This window comes from Flavobacterium sp. KBS0721 (assembly GCF_002007065.3).
Lineage (GTDB): Bacteria > Bacteroidota > Bacteroidia > Flavobacteriales > Flavobacteriaceae > Flavobacterium > Flavobacterium piscis.
Window position 1 is genome coordinate 910,526 of record NZ_CP042170.1, and the last position, 11,993, is coordinate 922,518.

Sequence of the window (11,993 nt, forward strand, 5' to 3'; positions counted from 1 at the left end):
GTCTTTATAGAAGATCTAAGCAATGACAATACAATCTTTGTCAAGTTCGTGCGTGATCCTTCCTGCGTCAAGGATGACATAAAATGAGAAGAAAATCTTTGCGCCTTAGTGCCTTCGCGGCAAAACCTTATTTAAAGTTCTTTAAGAAATCTTCTTTATAAGTAGGCGACACTTCAATTTCAGCTCCGTCGTTTAGTGTTACAATTCCTCCTTTATTATACGATTTTACACAATTCATATTAATGATATGAGATTTATGAACTCTTATAAAAGGCAAAGGCAAAATCTCCGAAAAATGCTTTAAAAATCGGCAGACCATTTTTTTGTTTCCGTTATTCAAATAGAGATCTGTAAAATTTCCATTTCCGCGTAAGCGAACTATTTCTTCCATTTTTACGACTTCAAAACCTTCCAGAGTTGGTAAAATGACCTGTTGTTTTTCTGGTTTTGATTCATGAAAATTTTCTACAATAATTTTATTTCTATTGAAAATCTCATGATTCATGATTTGATGCTGCACTTTATTTACCGCCACAATCAATTCTTCGATACTAATGGGTTTCAGCAAATAATAGGCGGCACTTTGGTTCAGGGCTTTTAGCGAATATTCAGAAAAAGCGGTTACAAATATGGTTTCGAATTGTAAATCTTTACACGCTTCGAGAACGTCAAAAGCATTCCCGAAAGGCATTTCAACATCCAAAAAAACCAATTGCGGCCGAATTTCATGCAGCAACGGCACAGCTTCTTTTATATTCTGCGCCTCACCTACAACTTCAACCTGCGGACAATATTTACTCAAATAGTTTTTGAGTACTTCGCGCGCTGCCAATTCATCTTCGACAATAACACTTTTTATCTTCTGAATAGTCATCATATGGTATCAATTAATGGAAAAACAATCTGAACAATTGTTCCGGATTCCGGCAATACTTTCTCTTTAATTTCAAAAGCAATATTCTTTTTATACAATTCGTTCAGCAAACCAATTCGTTCATTAGTATTATTAAGACCGCGGGATTCATGCACTTTCTGATTGATCGTTTTCAGTTCCTGGCTTTTGGTTAAACCAATTCCGTTATCATCAATAATCACGACAATTTTACCATCAACAAACCGGAATTGAAGCTTCAAGAATCCCTTTTTATCCCGATAACGCAAACCATGCCAAATCGCATTTTCAAGATGTGGCTGAATAATCATATTGGGTACAAAAACCCTTTCTTTGTCCAAACTTTCATCAACTGTAATTTCAAAATCAAACTTATCCTGAAAACGTAAATGTTCCAGATCCAGGTATTTTTTTAATTGTTCGACTTCTTTGTCCAGCGAAATAAAATCTTTGTTCGAATTCTCCATCATATCCCGCATCAAATTCGAATACGAAGTCAGGTATTTATTGGCTTCCAGTTCTTTGTTTTCAGATATAAACTGATTCACGCTATTTAAACTATTAAAAATAAAATGCGGATTCATCTCGCGTCGTAATGATTGCAAAGCGATTTCTTTGTTCTTGGTTTTAATAGCATAAAGCGCTTTTACAATAAAGGCAAACAAGAGCAAAAGCAACAAAATTGATCCTAAAAGAAAGTAGTTGAAGGTGTTTTTCTTGGTAATTAATTCATCTTTTAATGATTTTTCTTTTTCGAGCTGCCGAATTTTTCCTTCTGTAACTTGAAAAGTTTTCGCATTAATCAAAGTCGTATCAGATTGAATTAACTCATCAAAATTTTGAAAAAATTGCTCATAAAGCGCCATACTTTCTTTTTCATTCCCGTTAGATTTATAATACTTTGCCAAGGCTGATAAAGTATTTTTGGCTTCCGCCGAATTTCCTTTTTTAGACGCCAGATCATATGCTTCTTTCAATGAAACTAATGCCTTTTTTGGTTCTTCTTTTTTAAAATAAAGAGCTGCCAGCGATTGCAGTTGCTTGATTTGGGTATTAAAATCTTGTTTGGTTACGGCTTCTGCCAATAGTTTTTCGTTGATTCCAATTGCTTTTTCAAACTGATTGTCTGAGGCATATACATTGGCAATTTCATTTTTAATTTTAATTATCGACTCCGGTTTGTCTTTTGCGTAAGCGAGGGCATTTTTATAGCTTTCTATTGCAACACTTTTATCTTTTTGCTTTAATGAATTTTCTGCTTTTTGTACATAAGCTTCAGCAACTTCACCAGCTTTATTTTCTTTTTTGAGCAATTCAATATTCGAGTCAACGTAAACTGCCTGTGATACTGGAGCCGCTTGCGTTTTTAATCGGTTGGCATCGTTTAAATTTATTTTTTCTTCAGCAACATCTTTTGATAATGCGCCCGCGACTTCATAATTTTTAATCGCCGAATTAAAGTTTTTTTGGTTTTCCTGTACTTTGGCCAAACTGCGCGTTACGCGGGTTTTATCTTCAGTCCGTTTTAATTTGGTATAACTGTTTAATGCTCTTTTAAAATATTCCTCTGCCTTTGCATTATTCCCTTTATTCAAAAATTCATTTGCCAGTTGTTCGTAGTTCTCGGCAATTTTTCCCTCATCATTTTTATCCAGAGACTTTTCAAGACTTATTACCGCTTTACTCATTTTCGAAACCGGCATCGCCTTCTTTTTGGCAATAGAATCCTGTGCCATCATTCCGATTGGAAATAGCAATAACAGCATTATAGAAATAATAAATCCTGATCGTAAACTTCTCATAAATAAAAATCTTTTAAGGTCTTAGCAACTAAGATTCTCAGAACTTTAGAACCTTCAAAAAACAATAATGTAAAGTAAAGTATTTTATATTCCGTTTACAACTCATTTCACCAAGTCAAAATACCGTTTCACCCTTTCTGCAAAAAACGAGGTCTTTAAGTTTTTAAGTTTGATCTGTAATCAACAATTAAAACTTGAAATCATGAAATCAAACCTGTTTATCTCAGCACTTTTAGCCACTGCAATTTCTTTTGCAAGCTGCAATTCTTCGAATGCAAATTCTAAAAAGAATACCGTGATCGAAAAACCAATAACGACAGAAAACACCAAAATACAAGTAGCACTTTTACTGGACACCTCGGGCAGTATGGATGGCTTGATAGATCAGGCAAAATCCAGACTTTGGAACATTGTAAATACGCTGACCACTTTAAAATATGACGGAAAAACGCCTGATATCGAAATTGCTTTATATGAATATGGAAATGACGGATTATCTGAAAAATCGAATTATATACGACAAATAGCACCTCTTTCTACAGATCTTGATTTGATTTCAGAAAAACTATTTGCCCTGAGTACCAATGGAGGCAGCGAATATTGCGGAGCTGTTATTCAGGATGCAACCAAAAAACTAAAATGGGAGAAAGACAACAACAATATGAAGCTGATTTATATTGCCGGAAACGAAGAATTCAATCAGGGCGGGATTAATTATAAAGAAGCGATTAGTGATGCCCTAAAAAATGGCATTTATGTAAATACTATTTATTGCGGAGACAAAGCACAAGGCATACGCGAACTATGGAAAAACGGTGCCGATTACGGAAAAGGGAAATATTTTAATATTGATTCTAATGAATCTGTGCGATACATTGCGACGCCGTATGATGATGAAATTACAAAATGCAACGAAAAAATCAACAAAACTTACATTAGTTATGGTGCCAAAGGTTCTGCAAAAAAAATGAATCAGGAAACGCAGGATAAAAATGCACAAAAAGTTTCTGCGTCTAACTATGCGGAACGTGCGGTAAGCAAATCAAAAGCGGTTTATAAAAATGAAAGCTGGGATTTGGTAGACAAAGTCAAAGAGGATAAAACGGCTATTTCTAAAATTAAAAAAGAAGAATTACCAAAAGAACTACAGAATAAATCTGAAGCCGAGATCAAAACAATTGTCGAGCAAAAAACAAAAGAAAGAGCCACAATCCAGAAAGAAATTGGCGAATTGGGCAAAAAACGCCAGCAATTTATTGATGCCGAGACTAAGAAAACCAAGAAACAAGATGATCTGGGAAATGCCATTAATACATCGATCGTTGGTTTTGCAAAAGTGAAAGGATATACAGTTGAGAAATAAAAAGAGCACATAACATGAAAAACAAAATTTTCCTTTTACTTCTGTGCAGCATTTTTGGTCTGAGTTTTGCATGTATGAACAAAAAAGAAGAATCGATAAGTATTAAAAATTCAAAACCGGTTTATTCCTACGAAGAGAAACTAAAAAGTGAGATCACTGAAATCAGGAGTTTTTTGGGGAAAACGCCTAAATACAATTCAGATGTTGTTTTCTTTTTAGACATGAAGATTGAATCTGGAAAAAACCGGTTTTTTATTTACGATTTAAAACACAACAAAATACTTGATAAAGGTCTAGTCGGGCACGGCTCCGGATCTGAAACAGGAACCTACGGAAAACTAAAATTTAGCAATGTCAAAAATTCGAATTGTAGTTCTTTAGGCAGATATGCCATTGGCGGTTCCTATTCCGGAAGATTCGGCAAAGCTTATAAATTATACGGTTTAGACAAGACAAACAGTAATGCTTTCGACCGAAACATAGTACTTCACAAATATGTTGACGTTCCTTTTGAAGAGCAAATTAATCCCATTTGCAATAGTTTGGGATGCCCAATGGTCAACGAAAAGTTTTTTGGCGTAATCGAAAAAAAGATTGATAATTCTAAAAAGAAAATCATTTTGGTTATGTACTACTAAATCAATTTAACTTTTAGATATTTGTAATCTATATCTTTCAAAATTTAAAACCTAAATTATCAACTCATGATTAAAAAACAAGCCACATTGCTCTTACTATTAGTAACTACTTTTGCATTGGCACAAAAACCTATTTTCACTACTGCGAAGGTACAATCAGCAACAGTATATTTTAATGCCGCCGAACTATCTCAAACCGCGACTGCAACATTACCAGCCGGTGCGAGCGAAATAGTAATCAAAAATGTTGCGGTGAATTTAAATGAAAATTCTGTGCAAATTGGCGCACCATCTGGCGTAACCGTTCTTTCTGTTCAATTCACCAATAATTATATTTCAGAATATGAAACCGATTCTAAATCGCCTGCACTAAAAATAGTCAGAGACAGTATTGTTTTGGTTCAGAAAGAAATTCAGAAGGTGAATAATACCATTAATTCTGAAAACAAAACGATACAGCTTTTAGATAAAAACCAGCAGATTTCGGGCGTAAATTCAGGTTTGAACGTAGCTGAATTAATGAAAATGGTGGATTATTATAAAAACAAACAAATCGAGATTGCCAACAACATTAATACACTTTCTGAGAAACAGCAAAAGCTGAATGAAACACTTCGAAAACTCAACAATAAGCTTGAAGTAAACGCTAATAAAGAAGAAAAAACATCATCAGGAAAACTAATACTGCAGGTGATGAATCAAAATGCAGGAGTGATTCCGTTTGACATTTCTTATTTAACTAATAATGCAACCTGGACACCATTTTATGATTTGCGTGCCGAGAGTGTTACAGCGCCAATTAATATGATGTACAAAGCACAAGTTGTTCAGAATACCGGTATCGACTGGAAAAAAGTAAAACTGACTTTATCAAGCGGATTGCCTAATCAAAATAATCAGGCACCAATATTAAGTTCGTGGTTTTTAGCCAATCAAACCTATCTGGAAGAAGTTGTCGTGAGCGGTTACGCATCCAGAAGTAAAAGGAATCAAATTCAGGGAAGTGTTGCTAAAATTTCAAAAGAACAATTAAGCGAATCTATCGATATGCCTTCACCAGTACTTGAAAAATCATCCGTTTCAAATTATACTACTGTCGCAGAAAACCAACTGAATGTTTCGTTTGATATTGATATTCCTTATGACATTTTATCTAACGGAAAAATACACAGTGTTTCATTAAAAGAGATTAAACTTCCTGCAACTTATAAATATTATGCAGTTCCCCGAGTAGAAAATGAAGCTTTCCTTTTGGCCGAAATTGCAGATTACAGTAAATACAATTTACTAAGAGGCGAAGCCAATATTATTTTTGAAGGCATGTATGTTGGTAAAACTTTTATCGAACCAACTCAAACGAGCGATACTTTGAATTTAAGCATGGGACGTGATAAAAAGGTTTCGATTAAGCGAGAAAAAGTGGCTGATAAATCAGGAACTAAGTTTTTATCTGCCAAGAAAGAACAAACTTTTACTTTTGATATTACGGTTAGAAACAATAAAAAAGAAGCGGTTGAATTGTTATTGAAAGATCAATATCCGTTAAGTACCAATAAAGAAATTGAGGTAGAATTGCTACAAAGTGACGGTGCAAAAATAAATGCCGAAACCGGAATACTTACCTGGCAATTACAGCTAAAACCAAATGAAAACAAGAAATTCAGAATTAGTTATAAAGTCAGATATCCAAAAGACCAGAATTTGAATCTTTAAAACATAAAATCCCGATACAGAAAAAATGTATCGGGATTTTTTTAGTTAACAAGCCTTCGACTTCGCTCAGGATGACATTAGGAAACAATTCGTCTTTTAACGATTGTCAGGCTGAGCGGAGTCGAAGCCATTATTCATTTACGGAGCCGGATCAGGAATTATCGCCTGAACTCCCGCTATTTCAGTTAAAATTTCTTTGGACAAAAACACATCAATTGTGTCTATATTTTCTTTTAATTGTTCCATTGTGGTTGCGCCAATAATTGCACTGGTTAAAAACGGCTGTTGCAAAACAAATCCTAATGCCAATTCTGTCAATGTCAGGCCGTGTTTTTTAGCAATTTCCTGATACAATCTTGTCGCTTGTAAACATTGATCACTGTTGTAACGCGTGTATTGCGGAAAAAGATTGATTCTCGCGTTTGGATGTGCTTCTCCGGTTAAAAATTTACCCGTTAAAACTCCAAAAGCCAAAGGAGAATAAGCCAGTAAACCTACATTTTCATATTTTGAAACTTCGGCAGAACCTACTTCAAAAAGACGATTTAATAAATTGTACGGATTTTGAACGGTTTTAATTCTTGGCAAATTATGATATTTACTTTCTTCCAGAAGACGCATCATTCCCCAGGCATTTTCGTTAGAAACCCCAATGTGTTTTATTTTTCCTTCTTTGATTAATCCGTCAAAAGTTTCGAGGGTTTCTCTAAAATTATCTTCCCATTCAGCATCGTGATCTTTAAAACCGCGTTGTCCAAAATAATTGGTTGGTCGTTCCGGCCAATGCATTTGGTACAAATCAATATAATCTGTCTGAAGACGTTTTAAGCTGTTTTCTAAAGCGTATTTAATACTTTCCGGAGAGAAATCTACTTTCTCACGCATATAAGTAAAATTAGGGTTTGGACCCGCAATTTTAGAGGCCAAAACCACTTTTTCGCGATTTCCGGTTTTCTTGAACCAGGTTCCTATAATTTTCTCTGTACTTCCGTAAGTACTTTCGTTTGCAGGAACTGAATACATTTCGGCAGTATCAAAAAAATTAATTCCTCTTTCCAGTGCATAATCCATTTGTTGATGTCCTTCTGCTTCGGTGTTTTGCTGCCCGAAAGTCATTGTTCCGAGGTTTATTTTACTAACTTTTATGTCGGTGTTGGGTAGTGTGGTATACTTCATTTCTTTTGAGTTGCTAAGTTGCTGAGTGACTAGGATTCTAAGTTTACAGCTTTTGAATTATAAAATTCAAAGATACGACGGGATTTTTCAAATGAAAATTGTACAAAAGTTAAAAAGGTTATAAAAAGTAAATTCCAATTTTTTAAAATTCCAATTCCAAAAAATCAATATTGCCATGCAGAATAAATCAGGCGGAAAATCGCAAGGTTTGTCAGAAATGACAACATTGTGTTTAAACTTTGCGTCTTAGCGCCTTTGCGAGATTATTTTTTCTAAGCTTAACTTAATGACATTGCCAGATGGGACAATAACATAGGCGATGCTTCTATTTTCTACCAACATTTAACTCCTAACGGAGTATTTCACGGCATAGTATAAAAAAACAACTTCTTAAAAAAACAAAACATTTAATACTTTAAATATCTCGTAGAGATGAAATGTCGGTAGCAGAAAACGATAAAAAAACCAATCTTTTTTGTCCCGTAGGGACTACACGATTAAATCGCATTTTAGTCTCTTCTAAAGTTTAAAAAACTTATAGAAATCAAAAAAGGCCCAAAGTTTAAAACTCTGAGCCCTTATAAAATCTTAGCAACTTAGTCCCTTAGAACCTTAGCAACTTTAATTAATACTATTCAACATATCAGCGATTTCATCTAATCTTGGTGTTAAGATGATTTCGATTCTACGGTTTTTAGCTTTTCCTTCCGGGGTAGCATTACTCGCTAGCGGAGAAAACTCACTACGACCTGCCGCTGTCAGTTTTTGTTTGTTGATTTTAGCATTTTCGCTTAAAATATTTACAATTGCTGTAGCTCTTTTAGTCGATAAATCCCAGTTGTTTGCAATTGGTCCTGAACCTGCATACGGATCATCATCTGTATGACCTTCGATAAGAACTGAAAGATCCGGATTGTCTCCTAATACTTTTCCTAATTCTACAACAGCTTTTCTACCTTCTGTTCCAACGGCCCAGCTTCCTGAATTAAAAAGCAATTTGTTTTCCATAGAAACATATACTTTTCCGTTTTTTTGTTCCACGGTCAAACCTTTACCTTCAAAACCATTTAAAGCTTTAGATAAAGTTTCTTTTAGTTTGCGCATTGCTTCTTCTTTCGCAGCAATCATCGCTTCAAGTTCGTTTAATCGACTTGCCGTTTTATCAAGACTTGCTTGTTCTTCGGCCAATTTTTTTGATTTTGCTTCTAATTGAGCTAACAATTCACGGTTTTTAGCCATGTTTTTCTCTAATGCATCGTTGCTGTTTTTCTCTAATGCATTGTATGAATCCTGCAAAACTTTGAACTTACTTTGCGCCGCAGCCAAATCAGCTTTTTGTTTTGCCAATTCGTCTTTGGTAGCATTTAGATCTTTGGTTAGATTATCACGTTCTAATTCTAACTGATTTTTTGATTTTTGCAAATCGGCATTTTGATCTGCTATGGAACGGTTTTCTTTTTTAAGATCTGAATATTTCGTTTCAAGATCGTTGTAAATTTTCTTGGATACGCATGAAGTCATAGACATAGCTACAACTAGTAATCCGATGGAGGCCTTTTTAATCATATTCTTTTTGGTTTTTATTTTTGGGGGCGCATTAATAATCAACAATGTCAAAATTCAATATCAATGACAATATTAATTTTGAAATTTTAACTCGCTATTCTTTCAACAAGAACAGTACCAAACTTTACTCGATTTCGACTAAAACCGGGCAATGATCTGAATGTACGGCATCTGGAAGAATTACGGCACGTTTTAATCTGTGCTGTAAAGAGTCGCTGACCAAATTATAATCGATACGCCAGCCTTTGTTATTTCCTCTGGCTCCGGCGCGGTAACTCCACCATGAATAATGATGCGGATCTTTATTGAAATGACGGAAACTATCCACAAAACCAGATTTCATAAATCCGTCAAGCCAGGCACGTTCTGCCGGTAAAAATCCAGAAACGGTTTTGTTACGAACGGGATCATGAATATCAATAGCTTCGTGGCAAATATTGTAATCGCCACAAATAATTAAATTAGGTATTGTTAGCTTTAGCTCGTTAACATACGTTTGAAAGTCATCCATAAACATAAATTTATGGTCTAACCTCTCGATATTGGTTCCAGACGGAAGGTAAAGACTCATTACAGAACAGTCGTCGAAATCGGCACGAAGGTTACGACCTTCAAAATCCATGTGCTGAATTCCGGTTCCGTAAACTACATTATTGGGTTTTATTTTGGATAAAATAGCTACTCCGCTGTAACCTTTTTTGGTAGCTGGATAATAGTATTGATAAGGGTAACCGGCATCTTTTATTAAATCGACCGGAATTTGTTCTTCGGTGGCTTTGATTTCCTGAAGACAAATAACATCAGGGTTGGCATTACGTAACCATTCGATAAAGCCTTTAGTTATTGCGGCGCGTATTCCGTTTACATTATAAGAAATAATTTTCATCAGTGTTTTTTTAAGGATTCCAAATGTAATAAAAAAGTGGAAAGTTTGTGTTTGAAACAGCGAAAAGTAGACTTTTTTGTTATCTTTGTTCGCTGCTCTAATAAATTAAAAATAGTACATGGGTTTAGTTACCGCGAAAGAAGTTGCAAAGGCAATAAATGTTGAGAAGTACGGAGTTCTTGGTACTTTTTCAGGCTGGATTCTTATGAAGGTCCTTAAAATTTCTACCCTTAATAAAATTTACGATCATAATAAACATTTAGAAGACGTTGCGTTTTTAAACGGAGTATTGGATGAATTGCAAATTAAGTTTGAAATTCCGGAAGAAGATTTAAAACGTTTGCCTAAAGATGGCGCTTATATTACCATTTCAAATCATCCGCTTGGAGGAATTGATGGTATTTTGCTATTGAAATTAATGCTCGAAAGAGAACCCAATTTCAAGATTATTGCCAACTTTTTATTACACCGAATTGTTCCGCTAAAAAAATACATTATGCCGGTTAATCCTTTTGAGAATCATAAGGATGCTAAATCGAGCGTAGTTGGAATTAAAGAAACTTTACGTCATTTAAGTGATGGAAAACCGTTGGGAATTTTCCCTGCCGGAGAAGTTTCGACTTATAGAGACGGGAAATTAGTTGTAGATAAACCTTGGGAAGAAGGCGCTTTGAAATTAATCAGAAAAGCCAAAGTTCCGGTTGTACCGATTTATTTTCATGCTAAAAACAGCCGATTGTTTTATTGGCTTTCTAAAATTGATGATACCTTAAGAACTGCTAAATTACCATCGGAATTGCTTACGCAGAAAGATCGTGTAATTAAAGTGCGTATTGGAAAACCAATTTCTGTAAACGAACAAAACGAGTTTGAATCCTTTGAAGATTACTCTGAATTCCTGAGAAAGAAGACTTATATGCTTGCTAATCCTTTTGAAAAGGATCATAAATTACTGGACACAGCTAATTTAAAAATACCAAAAGCACCTAAAAAAATCGTTACGCCTGCAAACGAATTAGAAATGATTAACGAAGTAAATGCGTTAAGAAATAGTGATTGTCGTTTATTGCAGAGTAAAAATTACGAAGTGTTTTTTGCAAGAGCAAAATCGATTCCGAATATTCTGCACGAAATTGGCCGCTTACGCGAAATCACTTTTCGTGAAGTAGGTGAAGGAACTAATGAATCTATAGATTTAGACAAATTTGACCAATATTATCACCATATGTTTTTATGGGATGATGAAACCAAAAAAATTGCCGGTGCCTATCGTATGGGATTGGGTTCTGAAATTTACCCGAAATATGGTATTGAAGGTTTTTATTTGAATGATTTATTCCGATTCGAACCTGAACTGCATGATATGATGCACAAATCGATCGAAATGGGTCGTGCGTTTATCATCAAGGAATATCAGCAAAAACCAATGCCTCTGTTCTTGTTATGGAAAGGTATTATTCATACTACGTTACGTTACCCTGAACATAAATATTTATTGGGCGGTGTGAGTATCAGTAATCAATTCTCTGACTTTTCGAAATCATTGATGATTGAGTTCATGAAGTCGAATTATTACGATCCTTATATTGCACAATATATTCATCCTAAAAAAGCATATAAAGTAAAACTAAAAGATGCTGACAAGGATTTCATCTTTGATGAAGCAGAATCTGACTTAAACAAATTCGATAAAATCATTGACGAACTAGAACCTGGAAATTTACGTTTGCCGGTTTTAATTAAAAAATACATCAAGCAAAATGCACGTGTTGTCGCTTTTAACGTCGATCCTTTGTTTAACAATGCCGTAGATGGTTTAATGTATATAAGAATAGCAGATATTCCTGAAAGCACGATGAAACCTGTTATCGAAGAGTTTCAGATAGAACTGGAACGTAAATTAGCTGAGAAAGAAGATTAAAACATATCAAAAAAGAAACTCATAAGTACAATTACT

The 11,993-nt window shown here is 34.7% G+C and carries 9 protein-coding genes; 4 read left to right on the forward strand and 5 right to left on the reverse strand.

Translation table 11 applies throughout. The features are described from left to right. Window positions 1-127: 127 nt before the first annotated feature. Entirely contained in the window at window positions 128-877 is a 750-nt protein-coding gene (locus tag B0M43_RS04155) for a LytTR family DNA-binding domain-containing protein (RefSeq protein ID WP_065451962.1), read from the reverse strand. Next, the gene (locus B0M43_RS04160; RefSeq protein ID WP_078006743.1) at window positions 874-2,694 is read right to left on the reverse strand and encodes a histidine kinase; all 1,821 of its coding nucleotides are present in this window, start codon (window positions 2,692-2,694) and stop codon (window positions 874-876) included. The genes B0M43_RS04155 and B0M43_RS04160 overlap by 4 nt, the downstream gene beginning before the upstream one ends. A 202-nt stretch (window positions 2,695-2,896) precedes the next feature. On the opposite strand from B0M43_RS04160, the gene B0M43_RS04165 reads away from it, so the two are divergent. The 3 genes from B0M43_RS04165 (at window position 2,897) to B0M43_RS04175 (ending at window position 6,408) form a co-directional block, all read left to right on the forward strand. Then, on the forward strand, window positions 2,897-4,057 hold the full coding sequence (locus B0M43_RS04165) for a VWA domain-containing protein (protein WP_078006742.1): 1,161 nt from the start codon (window positions 2,897-2,899) through the stop codon (window positions 4,055-4,057). Between the two features lie 14 nt (window positions 4,058-4,071). After that, on the forward strand, window positions 4,072-4,695 hold the full coding sequence (locus tag B0M43_RS04170; RefSeq protein WP_078006741.1) for a murein L,D-transpeptidase catalytic domain-containing protein: 624 nt from the start codon (window positions 4,072-4,074) through the stop codon (window positions 4,693-4,695). Between the two features lie 66 nt (window positions 4,696-4,761). After that, on the forward strand, window positions 4,762-6,408 hold the full coding sequence (locus tag B0M43_RS04175) for a DUF4139 domain-containing protein (RefSeq protein WP_078006740.1): 1,647 nt from the start codon (window positions 4,762-4,764) through the stop codon (window positions 6,406-6,408). 138 nt (window positions 6,409-6,546) lie between these two features. Here B0M43_RS04175 and B0M43_RS04180 read toward each other — a convergent pair whose 3' ends face one another. From B0M43_RS04180 to B0M43_RS04190, 3 genes are all read right to left on the reverse strand, one after another. Continuing rightward, window positions 6,547-7,584, reverse strand: coding sequence for an aldo/keto reductase (locus B0M43_RS04180; protein ID WP_168199924.1), 1,038 nt, complete (start codon window positions 7,582-7,584; stop codon window positions 6,547-6,549). Between the two features lie 621 nt (window positions 7,585-8,205). Further along, on the reverse strand, window positions 8,206-9,150 hold the full coding sequence (locus B0M43_RS04185; protein WP_078006988.1) for an OmpA family protein: 945 nt from the start codon (window positions 9,148-9,150) through the stop codon (window positions 8,206-8,208). 124 nt (window positions 9,151-9,274) lie between these two features. Beyond that, window positions 9,275-10,036 carry an exodeoxyribonuclease III gene (locus B0M43_RS04190; RefSeq protein ID WP_065451955.1) on the reverse strand — a complete coding sequence of 254 codons (762 nt, stop codon included), beginning with the start codon at window positions 10,034-10,036 and terminating at the stop codon, window positions 9,275-9,277. A gap of 118 nt (window positions 10,037-10,154) precedes the next feature. On the opposite strand from B0M43_RS04190, the gene B0M43_RS04195 reads away from it, so the two are divergent. After that, window positions 10,155-11,957, forward strand: coding sequence for a lysophospholipid acyltransferase family protein (locus B0M43_RS04195; RefSeq protein ID WP_078006738.1), 1,803 nt, complete (start codon window positions 10,155-10,157; stop codon window positions 11,955-11,957). Window positions 11,958-11,993: the final 36 nt, after the last annotated feature.

What these genes read in the sequence shown, in the direction of transcription:
- B0M43_RS04155 (WP_065451962.1), bottom strand. Translation starts at nt 877, where the DNA reads ATGATGACTATTCAGAAGATAAAAAGTGTTATTGTCGAAGATGAATTG.
- B0M43_RS04160 (WP_078006743.1), bottom strand. Translation starts at nt 2,694, where the DNA reads ATGAGAAGTTTACGATCAGGATTTATTATTTCTATAATGCTGTTATTG.
- B0M43_RS04165 (WP_078006742.1), top strand. Translation starts at nt 2,897, where the DNA reads ATGAAATCAAACCTGTTTATCTCAGCACTTTTAGCCACTGCAATTTCT.
- B0M43_RS04170 (WP_078006741.1), top strand. Translation starts at nt 4,072, where the DNA reads ATGAAAAACAAAATTTTCCTTTTACTTCTGTGCAGCATTTTTGGTCTG.
- B0M43_RS04175 (WP_078006740.1), top strand. Translation starts at nt 4,762, where the DNA reads ATGATTAAAAAACAAGCCACATTGCTCTTACTATTAGTAACTACTTTT.
- B0M43_RS04180 (WP_168199924.1), bottom strand. Translation starts at nt 7,584, where the DNA reads ATGAAGTATACCACACTACCCAACACCGACATAAAAGTTAGTAAAATA.
- B0M43_RS04185 (WP_078006988.1), bottom strand. Translation starts at nt 9,150, where the DNA reads ATGATTAAAAAGGCCTCCATCGGATTACTAGTTGTAGCTATGTCTATG.
- B0M43_RS04190 (WP_065451955.1), bottom strand. Translation starts at nt 10,036, where the DNA reads ATGAAAATTATTTCTTATAATGTAAACGGAATACGCGCCGCAATAACT.
- B0M43_RS04195 (WP_078006738.1), top strand. Translation starts at nt 10,155, where the DNA reads ATGGGTTTAGTTACCGCGAAAGAAGTTGCAAAGGCAATAAATGTTGAG.